The 20,807-nt window shown below is 40.4% G+C and carries 12 protein-coding genes, 1 rRNA gene and 2 riboswitches; of the genes, 2 read left to right on the top strand and 11 right to left on the bottom strand.

The annotated features are described in order from the left end of the window. The 8 genes from ACFFHF_RS19155 to ACFFHF_RS19190 form a co-directional block, all read right to left on the bottom strand. Nucleotides 1-86, bottom strand: a 16S ribosomal RNA gene (locus ACFFHF_RS19155); the annotation flags it as partial. Between the two features lie 734 nt (nucleotides 87-820). Next, nucleotides 821-2,851, bottom strand: a complete 2,031-nt coding sequence (gene ptsG, locus ACFFHF_RS19160) for a glucose-specific PTS transporter subunit IIBC (RefSeq protein ID WP_377058839.1) — start codon at nucleotides 2,849-2,851, stop codon at nucleotides 821-823. A gap of 192 nt (nucleotides 2,852-3,043) precedes the next feature. Then, nucleotides 3,044-3,886: a glucose PTS transporter transcription antiterminator GlcT gene (gene glcT, locus ACFFHF_RS19165; RefSeq protein ID WP_160547995.1), complete on the bottom strand. Its 843-nt coding sequence runs from the start codon at nucleotides 3,884-3,886 to the stop codon at nucleotides 3,044-3,046. Between the two features lie 155 nt (nucleotides 3,887-4,041). Further along, nucleotides 4,042-5,373, bottom strand: coding sequence for an NCS2 family permease (locus tag ACFFHF_RS19170; protein WP_377058840.1), 1,332 nt, complete (start codon nucleotides 5,371-5,373; stop codon nucleotides 4,042-4,044). 95 nt (nucleotides 5,374-5,468) lie between these two features. Further along, nucleotides 5,469-5,570, bottom strand: a riboswitch (purine riboswitch). Between the two features lie 94 nt (nucleotides 5,571-5,664). Then, nucleotides 5,665-7,218 carry a glutamine-hydrolyzing GMP synthase gene (guaA, locus tag ACFFHF_RS19175; protein ID WP_340902001.1) on the bottom strand — a complete coding sequence of 518 codons (1,554 nt, stop codon included), beginning with the start codon at nucleotides 7,216-7,218 and terminating at the stop codon, nucleotides 5,665-5,667. Nucleotides 7,219-7,317: 99 nt separating this feature from the next. Beyond that, nucleotides 7,318-7,419, bottom strand: a riboswitch (purine riboswitch). 35 nt (nucleotides 7,420-7,454) lie between these two features. Further along, nucleotides 7,455-9,662: a DUF4129 domain-containing transglutaminase family protein gene (locus tag ACFFHF_RS19180; RefSeq protein WP_340901999.1), complete on the bottom strand. Its 2,208-nt coding sequence runs from the start codon at nucleotides 9,660-9,662 to the stop codon at nucleotides 7,455-7,457. Then, nucleotides 9,662-10,867, bottom strand: coding sequence for a DUF58 domain-containing protein (locus tag ACFFHF_RS19185; protein WP_340901997.1), 1,206 nt, complete (start codon nucleotides 10,865-10,867; stop codon nucleotides 9,662-9,664). Before ACFFHF_RS19185 ends, ACFFHF_RS19180 begins: the two co-directional genes overlap by 1 nt. Next, nucleotides 10,867-11,808: an AAA family ATPase gene (locus tag ACFFHF_RS19190; RefSeq protein WP_377058841.1), complete on the bottom strand. Its 942-nt coding sequence runs from the start codon at nucleotides 11,806-11,808 to the stop codon at nucleotides 10,867-10,869. Before ACFFHF_RS19190 ends, ACFFHF_RS19185 begins: the two co-directional genes overlap by 1 nt. A 334-nt stretch (nucleotides 11,809-12,142) precedes the next feature. On the opposite strand from ACFFHF_RS19190, the gene mdxK reads away from it, so the two are divergent. After that, nucleotides 12,143-14,437, top strand: coding sequence for a maltose phosphorylase MdxK (mdxK, locus tag ACFFHF_RS19195; RefSeq protein ID WP_340901996.1), 2,295 nt, complete (start codon nucleotides 12,143-12,145; stop codon nucleotides 14,435-14,437). A 41-nt stretch (nucleotides 14,438-14,478) separates the two neighbouring features. Beyond that, nucleotides 14,479-15,159 carry a beta-phosphoglucomutase gene (gene pgmB / locus ACFFHF_RS19200; protein WP_340901994.1) on the top strand — a complete coding sequence of 227 codons (681 nt, stop codon included), beginning with the start codon at nucleotides 14,479-14,481 and terminating at the stop codon, nucleotides 15,157-15,159. Nucleotides 15,160-15,268: 109 nt separating this feature from the next. On the opposite strand, the gene ACFFHF_RS19205 is transcribed toward pgmB, so the two are convergent. The 3 genes from ACFFHF_RS19205 to ACFFHF_RS19215 all read right to left on the bottom strand — a co-directional run bounded on the left by ACFFHF_RS19205 (nucleotide 15,269) and on the right by ACFFHF_RS19215 (nucleotide 20,789). Continuing rightward, nucleotides 15,269-19,444 (bottom strand): 5'-nucleotidase C-terminal domain-containing protein, encoded by a 4,176-nt coding sequence (locus ACFFHF_RS19205; RefSeq protein WP_340901993.1) that lies wholly within the window; start codon nucleotides 19,442-19,444, stop codon nucleotides 15,269-15,271. A 440-nt stretch (nucleotides 19,445-19,884) separates the two neighbouring features. Beyond that, nucleotides 19,885-20,175 carry a hypothetical protein gene (locus ACFFHF_RS19210; protein WP_340901992.1) on the bottom strand — a complete coding sequence of 97 codons (291 nt, stop codon included), beginning with the start codon at nucleotides 20,173-20,175 and terminating at the stop codon, nucleotides 19,885-19,887. Nucleotides 20,176-20,495: 320 nt separating this feature from the next. After that, a complete protein-coding gene (locus tag ACFFHF_RS19215) occupies nucleotides 20,496-20,789 on the bottom strand; it encodes a hypothetical protein (protein ID WP_340901991.1) in 294 nt (97 codons plus the stop codon). Between the last annotated feature and the right edge of the window lie 18 nt (nucleotides 20,790-20,807).

Raw genomic sequence — 20,807 nt, forward strand, 5'->3', positions numbered from 1 at the left:
AGCAAGCTCCCAAAGATCCGCTCGACTTGCATGTATTAGGCACGCCGCCAGCGTTCGTCCTGAGCCAGGATCAAACTCTCCAATAAAGAGTAAGATTAGCTCTTAAAGTTAAAACGTTGGCTAGTGTTTTTTTCAACACTAATCATTTTTTTGTTGACGTATGATTTGTTTAGTTTTCAAAGAACAATTTCGCTTCGTTAGAAGCAACTATATTAGAATAACATTTCAATCACTCGAAGTCAACAACTTTTTAAAAGTTTTTTAAGTTTGTTGTTTCGTCATCAGCGACTGTTTTTATATAATACCATCGTGAGCCTAGAGAGTCAACAAGATATCCGTGGTAATAATATCCAAAGTAATCTTTACAACAATATCATTCACAATGTTTTTTAAAGGGTAACTACATGAGCACATATACTCCTTAACATTGGTGGACTGGGCAGACCACGTAATGCGAAGCTACCTGTGACGCATTTAATTAAGGTTCAAGAGTTTTTTTTGAGAAACCAGTAATTTTTTAAGCGGAGTTTTTTCGGTTAGACTACAGAATTGAGCTTGGTTCGGGCTATATAAGCGGAGTTTTTCCGATTAAGCAACGTAAAGTTACCGAATTTCATGTTTTTTGAGTCAATAGTCGGAATCTTTCCGTCTATTTTAGCTATTTTCAGTCCAATTTCCTAAATAAAAGAAATTTCTCCGCCTATTTACCGATTTGCACCACCTCACAAGTAAACCTGTTACTACTTTCTCCAGTCTTTATTTACCCACCAAAAAACCAGCCTTCCCTAGGAAAGACTGGTCGTGTTTCTTCTATAATATATTACTTAGTGATTGAAATGATGTTTTGATCCTTAAGTGTTACAGCACCTTGCTTGTTGATAGTTACTTTTTCGCCTTCAGCAAGGTTTGTGAATACTACAGGAGTAATCGTTGATGTTGCATTTTTCTTAATAAACTCAAGATCTACCTTAAGTAATGGTTGACCTGCAACAACTTTATCATTTTCACCAACTAACGCTTCAAAACCTTCTCCTTTTAGGTTTACTGTATCAATACCGAAGTGGATTAGGATTTCGCGTCCGCTATCAGACACAATTCCGATTGCGTGCTTAGTTGGGAATAGGTTAACGATTTTTCCGTTTACAGGTGAGACAACTGTGCCTTCTGTTGGCTCAATCGCGAATCCATCACCCATCATTTTACCAGAGAATACCGCATCCGGAACTTCTGTGATTGGCTTTAGGTTACCTGTTAATGGAGATACGATTGCATCTTCACCAGAAACCGGTGCACTTACTTCATTTGTTGTTTCAGTAGCTTTTGCTGCTGGAGTTGGTCTATTTCCAGCCATAATGTCTTTCATTTGACCTTTAATCGTTTCAGAACGTGGACCAAAGATTGCTTGAATATTGTTACCTACTTCAAGTACTCCAGCTGCCCCTAGTTTTTTCAGTCTATCTTTATCAACAGATCCGATATCATTTACAGATACACGAAGACGAGTGATACATGCATCAAGGTGAGAGATATTATCTTTTCCACCCATTGCTTCTAAAATATCGTATGGAAGGTCACTAGTTTGTCCAGCTGCTCCTTCTGTTCCCTCTTCTTCCACTTCACGACCTGGAGTCTTTAAGTTAAACTTACGGATCGCAAAACGGAAACCGAAGTAGTAAATTACCGCAAACACAAGACCGACAGGAATTACTAACCAAGCATTCGTTTGTGGGTTGATTAGACCAAATAGAATATAGTCAATTAAACCACCAGAGAATGTCATACCGATTTTTACATCTAAAAGATGCATAACCATGAATGATAGACCAGCAAATACTGCGTGGATAGCAAATAGAATTGGTGCAACGAATAAGAATGAGAATTCAATTGGCTCCGTAATACCTGTTAAGAAAGCTGTTAAACCAGCAGAAGCCATAAGTCCACCAACAACCACTTTTCTTTCAGGACGAGCTTCGTGATAAATAGCTAATGCTGCTGCAGGTAAACCGAACATCATGAACGGGAACTTACCAGTCATAAATGTACCTGCTGTTAAGTTTTGAACGTTATCGCTGATTTCTGCCATGAAGATACGTTGGTCACCACGAACCACATCTCCAGCTAGTGTTGTATATTGACCAAACTCATACCAGAAAGGTGAGTAGAAGATATGGTGTAATCCGAATGGAATTAATGAACGTTCAATAACACCAAAGATAAACGCTGATAATGTTAAGTTTGCATGAACCATGTTTTGAGAGAATGCATTTAGACCATTTTGAATTGGTGGCCATACAATTAACATCACAAGACCTAGGATAACTGCAGTAGCAGCTGTGATGATTGGTACGAAACGCTTACCAGCAAAGAATCCTAAATAAGATGGCAATTCAATTTCATAGTACTTATTGTAAAGACCTGCTGCGATAATACCGACGATGATACCACCGAATACCCCAGTTTGTAGTGTTGGAACTCCTAGAATACTTGAGTAATTTAATCCGTTTACATCTTCAGCCGTTAAGCCTAAAGCTGTACCCATTGTTACGTTCATAATTAAGTATCCGATGATAGCAGCTAATCCAGCTACTCCATCTCCACCTGCTAAACCAACAGCAACCCCAACTGCAAAGAGAACTGGAAGGTTTCCGAATACGATATCCCCCGCACTTTGCATGATTGAAGCAACCATCGCTACTCCATTGTTATCTAAAAATGGAGCTAACTCCAATAATGCAGGGTTTTTAAGCGCTGCTCCTAATGCAAGTAAAATACCTGCTGCAGGAAGTAAAGCAACTGGTAACATCAATGCTTTACCAACTTTTTGTAAAACACCAAACACCTTTTTAAACATGGTAGAACCTCCTAAATAATTTATTTCGCTCATTGTCGCTTCCCAATTTGCAAAAGAAAACAAAAAAGGCACGAGGGAAAAAGGAATCAAAATAGAGCTTACAAGGTTATAATACCCGTAAATCTCCATTTCAATTATCTTCTTCACTCATGCCTGATCGAATCAGTAACACGTATAAAAGATAAGTTCGAATTATTTAACTTTCTTTTGAAGCCTTTGCAAATGCATCGTTAGATACACTGCTTCTGCATCAAATACCGTTTTCTTTAATGCTTGTTGCATCACTTTAATGAGCTTCCACGAGAGATTGTAACACACCGGATACTCCTCTTTCAAGAGGTTTGCAATTTTTTCTGGTTCTTCAACTTTTTCTCCGCTATGAACACGCTCAATAGTGAACCGTATATGTCGAACAAGCCTCATATAATCAATACTTTCCTTATCGATTGAAATTTCAAGTTGCTCCTCAATCATATCGATCAAACGAGTAACCAATTGAGAGTGCTGATTCACTTCTGATAGATTTCGATTCATCACAGCACTATGAATATGCAGAGAAATAAATCCTACTTCCCCTTCAGGAAGCTCCAACCCTGTACTCTCTTTGATCAAATTTACAACTTCTTTAGCTATTTCATATTCAAAAGGATAGAGTGCTTTTGTCTCTATTAAGAAAGGATTTCTCATTTCCATTCCGTTCGAAAGCCGACTGACAGCAAACATTAAATGGTCGGTTAATGCGACATGGATATGCTCATTTAACTCTGCGTTTGCTCTTCTCTTTATTAGCTCAATTGCAGAAATGAATACTTCATGAAGATTGCTTTCAACAAATGGAAGGAGTTTTATATAATTTTCTTGTTCCTTTTCATTTCTTAATACAAAAAGCTTTTCCGCTGACGCCTCGTCGATGACATCTCCCGTTTTACGGTTAAATCCGATGCCTTTACCGATCACAACAACCTCTCCATAGTCCGAGTGGTCAGCTATCACTACATTATTATTTAAATTCTTACTAATGATAAGTCCAGACATCATAATTCCCCGCTTTATTTTGAGAGCTTCGACATAATAAGTTTAATCATATATAGGGGACAAAAGCTTGTCAATTAGAATACGCAAACGCATTCATGTTTTTCAAAAAAACGTCATAATAAAAGGGGTTGACTACAAGTAGCCAACCCTAAATCCTATTCAGTTAAGAACATAAAGTATAATACGAAGATAACAAAGAATACATACATCACTGGGTGAATTTCTTTTGTACGCCCTTTTACCATCATCGTAATTGGGTAGAAAATGAATCCAGCTGCGATACCTGTTGCAATGCTGTATGTTAGTGGCATAGCAATGATAGTTAAGAAAGATGGTACAGCAATCTCAAAACGATTCCACTCAATTTTCCCTAAAGAAGATACCATGAGTACCCCTACAATAATTAGGGCCGGCGCTGTTACAGGGGACGTAACAACCGATAATACCGGGAAGAAAAATAATGATAATAGGAAAAATCCTGCTGTTACAAGTGCCGCAAAACCTGTTCTTGCTCCTGAAGCTACCCCTGCAGATGATTCAATATAAGAAGTGGTTGTTGATGTTCCAAAAATAGAACCTACTAATGATGCAATAGAATCTGCAAATAGTGCTCTTCCTGCATTAGGAAGTTTATCTTCTTTCATTAATCCCGCTTGGTTTGCAACGGCTACAAGCGTTCCTGCGTTATCAAAGAAGTCAACGAATAAGAATGTTAAAACGATCCCAAGCATCGTAGCTGTGTAGAATGATGGATCACCAAATGCTGAGAATAGAGAACCAAATGTTGGTTCAAGGCTTGGTACAGGACCAACAACCGTTTCAGGTGCATCAATTAAGTTAAAGATCATACCAACGATAACCATAATAATCATTCCGAAGAATACGGCTCCGTTAATACCTCTTGTCATCATGATCACTGTAATTAGAAGACCAAAAATAGCTAGTAGTGTATTTCCAGCTGTTAAATCACCAAGTCCAACCAATGTTGCCTCATTATTTACGATAATGCCTGCATTTTTTAAACCAATAAAAGTAATGAACAATCCGATACCAGCACCCACTGCGTGCTTTAATTCTACCGGAATCGCGTTAATGATTTTTTCACGTAACCCTGAGATGGTTAATAATAAGAAGAACACACTTGAAATAAATACTGCTGCTAATGCATGTTGCCATGGGGCTCCATGTGTTAAGACAACTGAGTAAGCAAAGAATGCATTCAGACCCATACCAGGTGCTAATGCAATCGGGAACTTACCTATGAGTCCCATAATGATTGACCCTACTGCTGCTGCTAATGCTGTAGCGACAAAGACCGCTCCATAATCCATACGCATCGTATCAGGAAGATCCGGTACATCTGCTAGTGTCAACGTAAGTGGGTTGACTACTAAAATATATGCCATTGCTAGGAAGGTAGTTAATCCACCCATAAACTCGCGACGATAGTTCGTTCCAAGCTCTTCAAATTGAAAGTATTTTTTCATTTCTTTCTTTTCCTCCATTTTTAGAAAAATAAAAACGCTCCAACAACGAGGAGCGCCTGACAACAAAGATTCGCGAAATAAAGGCCAAGAAAGAGCCCATTTATCACTCACCTCGTAGTCAAGCTATTTACGGTAGCTCGGTAGAAACTTCTGGGCCATATCCCCAAGATTATACGACGAAAAACGACATTTATTAGTACTTTTTCATCATACCAAGGTCTCGGATTTTCGTCAATATAAAAACGAACATTTTTTCAAATGTCCGTTTTATTGTTCGTATTTTGTTAGATTTTATTCCCACTCAATTGTTGCTGGTGGCTTACTTGTGATATCATAGACGACTCGGTTTACATGGCTAACTTCGTTAACAATACGAGTAGAAATGATTTCTAATACTTCCCACGGAATTCTTGCCCAGTCAGAAGTCATCCCATCAATAGAAGTAACCGCACGAATACCGATCGTATAATCATACGTACGAGCATCTCCCATTACACCTACTGAACGAATGTCAGGTAGGACAGTGAAGTATTGCCAAATATCACGATCCAGTCCAGCCTTCTTAATTTCCGCACGTAAAATCGCATCCGATTCACGAACGATTTCAAGCTTATCATCAGAAATTTCTCCAAGCACACGAATGCCAAGTCCTGGTCCTGGGAAAGGTTGACGCCAAACAACTTCATCAGAAATTCCAAGTTCCGTACCAAGCGCACGTACTTCATCCTTGAATAGTGTGCTAAGTGGCTCAATTAATGTGAATTGCATGTCTTCAGGAAGACCACCCACATTGTGATGTGACTTAATCGTTTGAGCTGTAGCCGTACCACTTTCAATAATATCAGTATATAGTGTACCCTGTGCTAGGAAATCAATTCCCTCAAGTTTTGCCGCTTCATCATCAAACACATAAATAAACTCATTACCGATGATTTTACGCTTTTGTTCTGGGTCACTTACTCCAGCCAACTTCCCTAAGAAGCGCTCCTTCGCATCCACCTTAATCACGTTCATGTTAAAGCCTTCTGCAAAAGTTTTCATTACACTTTCAGCTTCCCCTTTACGAAGTAAGCCGTGGTCAACGAAGATACATGTTAATTGGTCACCAATTGCTTTATGAATAAGTACCGCTACAACGGATGAATCCACCCCACCACTTAGTGCACAAAGAACTTTTTTGTCCCCCACTTGCTGGCGGATTTTTTCCATTTCAACTTCGATAAAGTTTTCCATCGACCAGTTTCCAGCACATTCACAAACACCGAATACGAAATTCTTTAACAGCTCATTTCCATAAACAGAGTGGCGAACCTCTGGATGGAATTGTACCCCGTATAACTTACGATCCGCATCACTCATAGAAGAAATCGGACAAGACGGACTAACTGCATCGACTGTAAAGCCTGGAGGAGCTTCTACTACTAAATCTCCATGGCTCATCCAAACGATTTGCTCCTGTGGAAGGTCAGCAAATAATTTCGAATTGTTTTCAATTTGAATAGCCGCTTTTCCATACTCACGGTGCTTTGCTGGCTCCACTTTCCCATTAAAATGAGTTGTCATTAGCTGCATGCCATAACAAATTCCTAGGATTGGCAAGCCAAGTTCAAAAATCTTCTCATCGCAACGGAATGATCCTTCATCGTACACGCTGTTTGGACCACCAGATAAAATAATCCCCTTTGGATTCATTTGACGGATTTCATCTGCAGTAATCGTATGCGGGTGCAGTTCACTATACACACCAAATTCACGAATCCTTCTAGTAATCAACTGATTGTACTGACTTCCAAAGTCCAATACAACGATCATTTCCTGACCTGATAAACCTACCTTTTCAGACATTCAATTCACCTCATAATTATTATTCCAAATAAAAAAGCTAGAATTCTTCCCCCAAAAAAAATTTTGAAGGCAGAATTCTAGCTTGATATCTCTAACAACCATAGAAAGCTCCGCCTTCATAGTCAAATCATTTACGGCGATTTGGTAGAGACTCTCGAACCATATTTTCGAGGATATATGAAGAGATACATTTTTATAATATTAGAGATTATTGTAACAACATGTCGTTTTATCGGTCAAGCAATTGTCTTTTTAATTAAATTTTCCCACAATTCTCGCGTTCGGTCCCAGCTTCCTTCTTCAAGCGTCCCTTTGTACACATATCTCTCGTATAGAGAAGTAAGTGTCCCCATATCTTTCGAGGAAAAGAAGTAATCAACATACTCGGCGTAGTCTCGGAGTGTTTGATGTTCCTTTCTCTTAATCCCATATCGATCGAGCTGCTTCAACAAGGCCAAATAGGCTCTTTGGAAGTCATCATCTTTTTTCCTGAACCTAAAAATGAGAACCAGTACATATGGAAGCCATTTTAACCTTAGTTTATAGGCAATGTAGGCAACTAGTCCCATCACACTCAAAGTGATCAGTCCCCGTTTCCAGTGTTTAACAAAACCTGCCTCCATTTTAGACCATAATTCCTTCCAAGAAAAAGAGCTTTCAGTGGAAGCTGCTTCTTCAGGAGCTTCTTCTGGTCTTTCTACTTCAGGCTGTTCCTCCGTTTCAGGTGTCTCTACCTCCGTTGAGTTCTCAGTGGTTGAATCAAAATTTAGTTGAACATTACTTGAAAAACCTTGCGTAGGCTCAAAAGGAACCCAACCTACCTCAGGAAAATATACCTCAACCCACGAGTGCGCATTGTTATTGGTAATCGTATAGCCTCGTTTCCCTGATACCGTTGGCCCTTGATACTCCCCTTCTGTATATCCCTTAACCCAGCGAGAAGGAATACCTACTGAGCGTAATAAAACAACCATGGAGGTGGAATAATTATCACAATATCCTCTTAGCGTTTCAAATAAAAACTGATCCACGTAATCCTCATCCGCCCCTGGTACAGCCACATCAATCTGATCATACGTAAATCCGTTCTGCCCAAAATATCTTTCTACTGCTCTAGCTTTATCAAACCATGTTTCTTGTTCACCTGTAATTTCAAGCGCCAAGTCCTTCACTCGTTGCGGCAATGTTTCAGGAAGTTGCGTATATTGATAGATAAACTCTGGACTTAACCCAGCTTCCTCTAAGCTCTTGGTCGCCTTCATTGCCGTTACACTATATCTCGGAATATCGTATGAGACAGTGTATTCTTCCAACGGCGCTGTTCGATCAGCTTCTAAAGTATATACCTTTTCGAGTCCTTCATTGACCCGGAAAGAGTAGCTTACATTCTCGGTACTAACAGATTTCAACCCTAACGGATAAATAATATGAGGATAACTTCGAACAGAAGATACATTTGCTGTTAGCTCCTTTACCTCTAATCCTTCCTGATTAAAGGAGCTAATTGGGAACACATCATTTTGAGTGAATGGAACTGGATCATCAAAGCTCGATACCTCCCAGCCCTTTCCCGTATAAATATCCTTTGTTTCTACTCTCCAGTAATGCCTTTGGTCCACTTCCGTCTCGTAAACAACGGTATCATCTCCAATAAACGGACCTCCTAGACTCGTATCATCGGTACCATAACCTACCCTTTGTCCACCCGCTCCTCCTCCACTATCTTCTGAATAGGAAGTCAGGTACGGAACAGGATCCGGCCAAATCGGTTCCGCTTTTGGCCCACCGAAACCTAGGGCCACACTGGCTCCAATCATTAATAATAGAGGGAGCCCCCACTTACCTTTGGAGGATACCCCCTTCACAATAGCTTCTCTCTCAACCAAACGGTGAAATGTTAACATTCCCATCACTGCAAAACCAACGACTACGGTTCGAACAATCGCACCGTCTGCTTCGTAAGGGGTAAACGTGTCTAATACGGTAATGTAAACAAGCGTCATAAAAAAGAAAATAAACATTTGTCTACGAATAATCAGCCAATAGTGGATCAAATAAGCCATAAGCCAAAGCAAAATAAAGAACAGAAGGCTTCTAAATTCAAAGGTTAGCGCATTCCATTCCATCTGGAACGAATAACTGATATTGAGGATCAAATCATCCCAAAACTGTGAGAACCATGATAATTGAAAAAATGACCCTTCAAAATAATAGCGATGAATAAAATAAAGGATATAAACGACCTTCAACAGTGCTCCTAATAACATCTGAACCTTCGTAAAGGAAATCACTAAGCATAACAACAAAAACCCGAGAAAGATATAAACATTTCCTGTATCGGTTAATTCGTCAACTGGCCGTAACCACTCCCACAGTAATAAAAACCCAAGCAAGTAAAGAAAGAGAGTGGTCGTCGTTTCTTTTTTCTTATTCCCTTTTATCATTACCTGCTCACCTCCGAAAACACCTCAGAAAAATGCCCTGCATGAACAAGCACCACTCGAACGCCTCTAGCATTTGCGGAACTTTTCAAAGAAATTTCTAACGGATTCAAGGACTCTCCTTGGTTTTTCACCAAATAGAGGGTCACTGCTCCTTTTTTCACAGAGAAAAAGCTTGCTTTTTCAATTAGTGGCTTGGTTAGTTGAGAAGTCACCAGCATAAAGGAGACGGTTTGGTTTCCAAGAAAGCTTTCTCCCCCAAGTACTCTATCTAAGGGTACTTGACTCTCTGCTTTAATTTTAGCCAGATGATAAAAAAGGCTCTGTTGATGATCTTCCCCACTACGGACAGGAAAGAATTGGCGATCCTTACCCAAGGTTAATAGCCCCACCTGTGCTCCTTTTCGAAGAATTCCCTTTACTAAAGATGCCGTAAAGGAAACCACCGTCTCAAACCCTGCGGATGGTACACAGTCCATAATCAGGCAAATATCATGTGATTGACGCTGTTCAAATTCCTTCGTCATAAGATCATTCCGCTTCGCACTTGCTTTCCAATTGATCCAAGAGAACTTATCTCCCGGCTGGTATTCTCGGAGACCAATCGCCATCGTCGTATCTCTCTGCACTCGTTCTTTGGAAGCGGTCATCCCTTGGTCAAACTGGTTTTCATGCGGACGATAGACCAGCTCCTCTATTTGAGGATAAACAATGAACCGATCCGTTAAGTCAAAGTCTACTTCTCTCTCTATTAAACCTAAAGGATCTCCAAGCTTCAGGCGAACACTCTGAAAAATATGTTCCCCTCGAGGTAACTGTGGAATCTCGTATTCAAATGTAAACTGCTTTTTAAAGCCCGGGAATAAAAGCAGTTTTGCGTTTTGATTGCCACGAAGTTGTTCACTTAATAGATCCTCTGCAACCAGGTAAAACAGTGGAAAAGCATTGGTTCTCGTCAAATGAATTTTCACCTTTAAGGTTTCGCCTGCACTGTATTCAAATCTAGAAAACTCTCTACTAACCTGAAACTTTCGAGTAGAGTAGGCGGCCAAAAAAAGAGCGTACAAAGCAAACGGGACAAAGCTATAAAATAAAAACCAGCTAACAAATCCACCTTGGAACATGGCATACGAAAACGTGACAGCGATTAGAAACAGCAAAATGATCAGTTTCCAAATATGTTGTATCGATAGAAAAATTTGTCTCATTACTTCACAAGCCTTTTCACAGGAACAGGAACTCTTTCCACCACTCGTGACATAACATCCTCCGCCGTAATTCCTTCAAACTTCGCCTCTGACTTGAGGATAATCCGGTGCGCAAGTACATATGGCGCTAAATACTGGACATCATCAGGTAACACATAATCGCGATTATGCATAAATGCATACGCCTGTGCGGCCTTCATTAACCCGATCGATCCACGCGGACTCGCACCTAAGTACACACTGCTATGCGTTCGTGTGCGATGAGAAATATCCACGATATAGCGCTTGATCGTATCATCTACCACTACATTTTGTATTTCTTCCTGAAGCTGTCTTAATTCCTCTAGGTCGATAACAGGCTGTAATTCCGAAATGGGTGATCTCTTTTCCGCTCGAGCCAGAACTTCCATCTCCTCTTCTAACTCTGGGTATCCCATTCTCATTTTTAAAAGAAATCGGTCAAGCTGAGCCTCAGGAAGCGGATACGTGCCTTCGTACTCGATTGGATTTTGCGTCGCCATAACAAAAAATGGCCGTTCAAGCTTATGTGTCACGCCATCAATAGTGACACTACTTTCTTCCATTCCCTCTAACAGAGCCGATTGCGTCTTTGGACTCGTTCGGTTAATCTCATCGGCAAGAATGATATTCCCCATAATCGGACCTGGTCGGAATTGAAATTCCAATTCTTTTGGATTATATATCGATACCCCTGTCACATCGGATGGAAGAAGGTCCGGAGTAAACTGAATCCGACGAAATTCTGCGCTCACAGACTTCGCCAACGCACGGACCATCATCGTTTTCCCGACACCTGGCACATCCTCTAGCAGTACATGTCCTTCAGCTAGTAATGCTACTAGACTTAACTCCGCAACATTTCTTTTCCCAATCATTACTTTTTCTATATTTTGAAGAATTCGGTTTATCACTGGATTCATTTGACTCACTCCTATAACAACCTCCTGTTAATAGCAAAAATTTCATACCTTCTACATATATTCGAGATATATTTGTCAATTTCCTGTAAAAAACGAATATTATTGATCAATCCCGCCTTTTTTAATAGACGTTTATCCTATGACAGAAGTTTCAACCCTACACCATTTGGAAAATATTGATAAAATCGTAGAGTAAAAAGTTTGTCAAAAAAATATAACAATTTTATAAGGCATTTTTCTATGAAATCCTTTACAATATAGATGTGTAGCTCTTTGCATTTTTTTATCGTTTGGTGCAAACGTTTGCGCATTTAAAATATTTTGAGGTGATTACATGAAAAGATTATTTAGCATCGATCCATGGAAGATCGTTGAAACAACCGTAAACAAAGAAGACTTTCGACTAGCAGAAAGTATGATGAGCCTTGGAAATGGTCATATGGGAATGCGCGGAAACTTTGAGGAAACATATACAGGAGACTTTCACCGCGGCTCCTACATCGCAGGAGTTTGGTTTCCAGACAAAACAAGGGTTGGCTGGTGGAAAAATGGCTATCCTCACTATTTTGGAAAGGTAATTAACTCCATCAACTACATCGGCATCCGAGTAGCGATCGACGGAGAAGAAATGGATTGTTACGAAAACCAGGTCACAAGCTATTATCGAGAGCTCGACATGCAGCACGGCGTGTTAACCCGTCGCTTTACTATCAATCAAAACGGCAAGGAAACCGATGTAGAGGTCGTTCGTTTCCTATCGATTAGCCATCCAGAGCTTGCTGTCATCAAGTATCAGGTAACCCCGAAAAATTATTCCGGGAATGTAACGTTCACCCCTTACTTAGATGGAGATGTGAGAAATGAAGACTCCAACTATGACGAAGATTTCTGGTTGGAAGTGGAACGAGGCGTTAGTCACAGCAACGGTCATCTAGTCATGAAAACGAAGGATAATCCGTTTGGCACTCCTACCTTCCATGTCGCAGCTAGTATGCGTCTTGTAGTGGAGGGAGAAATTTTGTCTCATTCTACAGCTGAGCGTGAAGAATATGTTGAAAATACGATTTCTGTTCAAGCTTTAGAAAATACACCTGTCTCATTGATCAAATATGTCGCTGTCACAACTGACAGAGATTATGAAGTGGCACAGTTGATAACGAAGGCAGAGGAAGTACTTACCCATTCGGATGAATTAGGCTATGATTCCCTTCTCCAAGAACATAAAGAAGCTTGGCTTAAGCGTTGGAGCATTGCGGATGTTGAAATCAATGGAGATGACGAAGCACAGCAAGGCATCCGATTCAATTTGTTCCAGTTGTTCAGTACCTACTACGGTGAAGATGCACGTTTGAATATCGGACCAAAAGGATTTACGGGAGAAAAATATGGCGGCGCCACGTATTGGGATACCGAAGCATACGCTTTACCACTCTATTTATCTACTGCAAATCCAGAGGTAGCTCGTAATCTATTAGTATATCGTCACAACCAACTGGATGGTGCTTATCATAACGCCCAGCAGCAAGGTCTAAACGGCGCCCTCTACCCGATGGTTACGTTCAACGGAATTGAGAGTCATAACGAATGGGAAATCACGTTTGAGGAAATTCACCGTAATGGTGCCATCGCCTACGCCATCTACAATTATGTCAATTACACAGGTGACAAAGACTATTGGAACGAATATGGCATAGACGTACTTACAGGTATTTCTAGATTTTGGGCAGATCGTGTTCACTACAATAAAAAGAAAAATGTCTACATGATGCATGGCGTAACCGGTCCAAATGAGTATGAAAATAACGTAAACAATAACTGGTACACCAATACGATTGCTCGTTGGACCCTTCGATATACATTAGAAGTCATTGATGCACTTAAAGCGAGTGGTCATGAAACACGTGTATCCGATCTTCAAATCACAGAAGATGAAATGGCCAAATGGCAGGAGATCATCGATAAAATGTATCTTCCATATGATGAAGAACTGGATGTATTCATTCAACATGACACGTTCCTTGATAAAGACTTAAAAACGGTAGACGAGTTGGCACCGGAAGATCGTCCACTAAATCAAAAATGGTCATGGGATAAAATCTTGAGAAGCTGCTTCATCAAACAAGCAGACGTTCTTCAAGGCTTGTATTTCTTAAATCACGAGTACACTTACGAAGAAAAGGAAAGAAACTTTAACTTCTATGAGCCAATGACCGTTCATGAATCGTCTCTTTCTCCTTCCGTCCATGCCATTCTAGGCGCAGAGCTTGGAAAAGAGGAAAAGGCTTACGAGATGTACCATCGTACCGCGCGTCTAGATTTAGATAACTACAACAATGACACAGAGGACGGTCTTCATATTACTAGTATGACGGGCGCTTGGCTTGCGATCGTTCAAGGCTTCGCAGGAATGAGAACTGCCCATGAAACTCTTTCATTTGCACCATTCGTTCCAAAATCATGGTCTTCTTATTCCTTCAAAATCGTGTATCGTAACCATCTCTTAACGATCCATGTGTCAAAAGATGGTGTGACGATTGCACAAGAAGGACCAGAATTATTCATGAAGCTTTATGGCGAGGAACTAGTGCTACCAGAAAACGGAACAACGACCGTTACTCTTAAAAAATAAGGACATGAGGGGCTTGCCCCTTTTTTATAGGGAGAGATCTTATGAAATTAGATGCGTTTATTTTTGACCTTGACGGAGTAATCACCGACACTGCTGAGTATCACTTTTTAGCTTGGCAAGCCCTTGCTGGTGATATAGGGATTACCTTTACCCGTGAAGATAACGAGCTGTTAAAAGGCATCTCACGAATGGAATCATTAGAGAAAATCCTTGAGATTGGTGGACGATCTGGTGATTTTTCAGCAGAAGAGAAAGAAGTGCTTGCTTCAAAAAAGAACGACCATTATTTATCGCTCATTACAAAAATTAGCCCGTCTGATATCCTGCCTGGAATCAAAGAATTACTAGTTGCGATTAAAGCAAACGGACTAAAGCTAGGGCTAGCTTCAGCAAGTAAAAATGCCTTTACCGTTATGGAATCACTTGGTCTGAAAAATAACTTTGACGTCATCGTTGACGCCAAAACGGTTATAAACGGAAAGCCGCACCCAGAAGTGTTTTTAACAGCGGCTAAACTACTGGGAGTTGAGCCTGAATCTTGCATTGGAGTCGAGGATGCCGTTGCAGGTGTGGAAGCCATTAAGGCAGCGAATATGTTTGCTGTTGCGATCGGACCTAAGGAATCCTTTCCTTTAGCAGATGTGGTCTATAGCGAGACAGGAGCGCTTTCTTTTGAGAAGGTTAAGGAGCTTTTTGAAAAAGAAAACGGTGATTTTGAGTAGGAAATTGAGTGTTTTTAATAAAGTGGCTTACATTTTTCTAGTCTTGCTCAGATCACCCCTCTAGACATACTAAAAGGCAGGTTGCCCCAACAGCAACCTGCCTTCTCTATTACTTCTTGTTTTTCTTTAGTACGTCAACAGTAGTTGCTTTGCTTTCATTTCCAGCAGCATCTGTTGCGGTTACGGATAATTCATTTTTGTGTTTTTGCTTTGTTACTGTTACTGATAATTTTCCTTTACTATCAGCGACAACCGTACCAAGCTCCTTGTCACCCATCCTCACTTTCACCGTGGCTCCTGCTTCAGTTGTTCCAGTAACCACGGTGTCATTATGAATGACTGAATTCACTTTTGGTGCATTAGGAGCTGTTACATCTAGAACCGTCACTACTGCGGCCTCACTCTCATTACCAGCCGCATCTGTCGCCTTTACTGAGACTTGTGTACCAGCTGTTAACTTTGAAATGACAATGCTAAAACTTCCATTTTCTGATGAAGCTGTTCCCGTTCCAATCACCGTTCCATCAGCAGACACTTCAACAACCGCACCTGCTTCTGTCGTTCCTGTGACCTCAACCGATTGGTCCGTAACATCGTTCACAACAGGAGCATCTGGTGCCACACGATCAGACACCTCTTGAACGATTCTCCCTTCAACTACCGGTGAAACAGGACTGTATTTTTCCAGATAGGAAGTAAATACTTCAAAGTCAACAATGTATAACTCAGCGATACGACCTTCATCCTTCGCTGTTTTAAACATCGTGTAACCATCTCCACCATCAGCAGTGAACGCATTTGTCGCAACACGGTATGTTTGATCCAACTGCAGCTCTTCATACCCATTAGCCGTCATCGCTTCCACATACCACACTCGCTCACCAATTGGCTTAGCAACGTCATATTTGAATTTCAGACCGGCTACTTGCATGAATGCACCCGCACCAGGTGCACTCACACTGTGCTCTAAGGCAGCGAGGATTTCTTCTCCGGTTAAATCAAGTGTAACTAGGTTGTTTCCGAACGGTAATACCGTTAATACTTCACCAAGAGTAATATCACCGGTATCAATGGAAGCACGAATTCCCCCACCATTTTGCATCGCAATATACGTTGGAATGAATTCATTCGCTTTTGCTACCATTCCATCTGTAATTAAGTTTCCTAAGTTGGTTTCCTTGCTGCGCACATCATCACGTACCCCATTTAACGCAACAGATGTGCTACCGACTACCTGCTTTTGAAGCTCAGTTAAAGGCACTTTGTACTCTTCTACCTTTGCCTTCGCTGCAGCATCTTCATCATAACCGCTTAACGCTTTTAATTCGCCAGCGTAATCCGCGACCACACCATTTTCATCAAAAGTGACATCAAGCACACCAAGGTATTTCAAATATTCATTGGCTTGAACGATTAACGTTGGCTCTTCTTTTTCAATAACAACTGGTTCAGTTAGCGTGGTATGAGAATGCCCACCAACAATGACGTCAATTCCATCCACTTTACCAGCTAGCTTAACATCTGGCTGATAACCTAAATGCGAAAGCGCAATAATCTTATCTACACCTTGTGCTTCAAGCATATCCACTGTTTCATTTGCTTTTTCAACCGCATCTTCAAATACAACATTATCACCAGGATTGGCTAGGAATGCCGTATCTTCCGTTGTTAATCCAAAAATACCCACTTCTTCCCCATCCACTTGTTTAATAATCGCTGGGAAAATCTCACCTTGTTCATTCGTTCCACCAATTGAATCATTGAACAATGGCCCGAGTTCAGAATCATTTGTCATGTTCACGTTAGAAGACACGATTGGGAACTCCGCTTGCTTGATAAAGTTCGCTAAAGTTGCTGAATCCTTATCAAATTCATGATTTCCAAGAGTCATAGCATCAAAGCCCAATTGATTCATAAAATACAAGTCAGCTAAACCTAGATATTGCCTAAAATACAAGGTTCCTGAGAACACATCCCCTGCATTCAGCAATAAGCTATTTTCCTTTTGAGCACGCAGCTCATTCACTGCAGTAATAAGTCGTGGGAATTGCTCCACATACGCATGTGTATCATTCGTGTGAAGAAGTGACAAGGTGAACGGCCCTTCTTCTACCGCTAAATCTAATTGTGCCACTAGTGCGTCATGATCACTAGCACGTCCATGCTCTTCCATATATGGAGAGTTAAAGTTCACGATATCAAGTTCTGCTGCTGCAGCTAAATTATTGGATACTAAAATATGATCAAGAACCTGTGCATTTCCTTGGTAGTTGTATGTGTATCTCTCATTTGCAGGTAACGTTTCAACTAAGTTTGTTAAAACATCGCCTTTTAAAGCGGAAAGTGGTGCTGAGAATTCAAAATCGTTCAAGTCTCCTAAAACGACTACATTCGCATCCTCATTTTTTTCTTTGATGTCAGAGACAAAGCCATTAACGATGTTTGCAATTTCCACACGTTGCGCTTCACTTTCAAGGTAAGGTGGTTGATTTTTCCCGAATAATGGTTCGTCTCCACCTTTTGAGTTGAAATGATTGTTGATGACAATTACTTCTTCACCTTGGAAAGTAAACTCAGCGGCAAGTGGTTTACGGCTACTATTGAATGCCGAATTTGTTGGGTCAATACGACCCGGGTTTAATGTTAGGGAGCCGTCTTCGTATCCAACCGCTGTTGTCGCATCTCCCTTTGGTGCCTCGTTTAGAGTCACTCGGTCAGGGTTATAAAGATATCCTACGCGGATGTTTCCACCAGGAACTCCACCGTCCTTACCGTTTTCAGGAGCGATTTCTGTCCATGCGTACGTTGGACCGCCAAATCCAGCAATCGCATCGCTTAGTGCTTTGTAGTTCGCGTCTGCTTTGACCACACCGTTATTGGTTTCTCCGCTTTCATCAAGTACCTCAACTAAGCCGATAATATCTGGTGAACCTAGGTTGTCTACCATCGACCTTGCTAGCTTATCTCGCTTCACTGTGTCTGAAGCAACGAAATTCTCGATGTTATAAGCTGCAACTGTTAATTTATCTTCCTCTTCTTGAATCGTAGTTACTTCATTTATTCTTTCACTTTCTACTAGTTCTGGAAGATCAGCTGCTTTTGTGAGAATCTTAAAGTTACTAAAGGTATAGCTCACCACTCCTGTGACAGTTCCGTCAAAAGAGTCACCCGCTTTTGTGACATAACTGCGATCATCAAGCTGAAGAAGCATTTTTTCAGGATTTTGATTCTCTTTTGGTAAAAGAGGAATGCCTTCCTTGGTATACGCTTTTCCTTCCACTTGACCCGTAATGATAGGAACTTCTCCATATTTCTGCGGACCAGTTACGGATGGGTTTTCAATAGACACGAGCATGCCTTCAAGACTCTCATAAAAATCAATGCCATCTTCAGCTGGATCGAACGTTTCAAATTTGTCATTATCGATGACAGATGATGGTGGAATAACGTCCTTACCGATGACGATCGGAGCAGGAAGTTCATTACCACTAGAAACTTTCGTAATCTTTCCTGATTGAGCGTTAATTTCTGTCATTGCTAAGTCCGTTTCTAGCTTTTCTGCGTATCCATCCAGAACCCACTCTTTAACAAGACCAGAAACGGTTACACTATCGCCGACAGCAACACCATGAGATGGCTTGTAGACTAGTAATCCTTCTGCTGTATTTGGGTTGTCATCTGGATTTGGATCCTGAATATAGAAATTACTACCGTCTACAACGTAAGTTACTACGCCCGGTACATCTACTACATTTTTATCTTTATATGGTGAAGTATGAGATTGACCTTGGATGTCGCGAATTTTTAAGCCTTTTTCGCCTGTTACAGGGTCTTCCTCATCTGGAGGTGGAGTTGTGCCGTCGAATGAGATGGCTGAAGGTGACTTTAAACCTGGAACTGAAAAGTATAACTCCAGTGAACCAGTGATAACTACCTTTTCCCCAATAATTGAGGGATTAGTAAGCAATCCAAATGTTGGACGATACGATGATGTAAGCTGAACTGGCAATATTTTTGTAGCATCTCTTTCATCAGGGCTATCTGCAATAGCAAAATTCAAATCATCTTTAAAAGGCGCCTCAAAATCATATGTAGCCTTTCCACCGCTGCCACTTATTGTATAACCTACAATATACCCAGCAACTGTTGCTGTCCCCGTATTATTCGCAATCGCCTCCGCAACCGTAATCGGTTCAGCCGCTTGTGCCCGATATGGGAGAACCATGCTAATTAACATGACAATCATGGTTGTTACTGCAAAAAGCTGTTTCCTAAGCCTCTTCAAGTGTGTTCCTCCTCTAAATCTCTTTTATAGTTAACCTCAAATAAGTACTCCCAACTAACCAAACCAACCAATTCATTATTCCTCCTTTCTCTTGGAAGGAAGTACTTGAGGTATTACTATCAACTTACCATTTTCATCTCTTTTATCGTTCTTTTTAACGAAATCTTAACCCTATCTATACAAGCAGCTAACAATATTTACATCAGTAAATACTTCATTTCCAAATTTACACTACTATTATACTATTAATCACTCGTTCTATAATCAGAACAAATACCTATGTCCAACCTCCTGTCATGTAAGAAATTTACTAATAAAATGACCTTTGACACATATCTTTGCTCACACAAAAAAAAGCGACGCTTTAACACGTCGCATTAACTCACATCCTATCTAGAGGAAATCCTGAGATTGATCTTAATCTACTTATCTTTTTCAGCCTAAAATAATCCTAATGCTAGCCTCCATGTGAAAAATACAAGGGCAAAGGCTACGCCCCAGTAAATAGCCTTCTTGGAAATTGTTTTTTCGTTACCTGTTGAGGCTTTTAGCTCTACTGCTGATAACGCTCCACCTAAAAGTAGAAGGATGACAAAGCCTATTAACGTGTATTTCTCTTCTGAAACATCTATTCTCCAATTTTCTTGTACATTATAGGCATAGATAATAAATGCAGCTACAACGACAAGTTGATATAGATTTGTAATTTTTGAGAATTTTTTCTTATCCATAAGATATTACCTTCCTGAAAGGTTTCATCTACTTTAACCCTATTTAAAAAAGGCTCCATCCTTAAGAATAATATTCCTAAAGCATAGAGACCCTCATAATAAAGTTTATGTTATAGATGTATAAATTAAAATATCACCATTGCTACTCGCCATACGAGGGAAAACAAGGCTATTAAAGACCCACCATGATTTGCCCCCCTGGTTCCACTCTCTTCTGGAGCTGAGTATCGTTATGCTTTTATAGCTTGTAGAAACTCCACCAACTAGAAGGACATTGAAATAGGATGTCTTATTCTTTGATGTTTATGCTTATTTACCTCTTAGAAAATAACCATACCAACTCTCCAAACTAAAAAGAAGCAAGCTATTACCAGTCCTCCTAATATTGTCTTTGAGTCAATTCTACCTTCTTTATCTGTCTTAGTTGCAGCCATCATCACACCTAAAAGTACTAATCCAACTGCCAAAAGAATAATAAACCATAAAATATTATCCTTTTGCCCAACGGGGTTTATATAACCATTTTCCTGAACTTTGAACAAATATATAACTAAAGCAACAGAAACTAGAGTTATATAAGACCAAGCTATCTTCGAAAAGGTACTTTTTTTCATATAGTAATCTCCTATCCA

The sequence above is a fragment of the Robertmurraya beringensis genome, from assembly GCF_042433785.1.
Lineage (GTDB): Bacteria > Bacillota > Bacilli > Bacillales > Cytobacillaceae > Robertmurraya_A > Robertmurraya_A beringensis.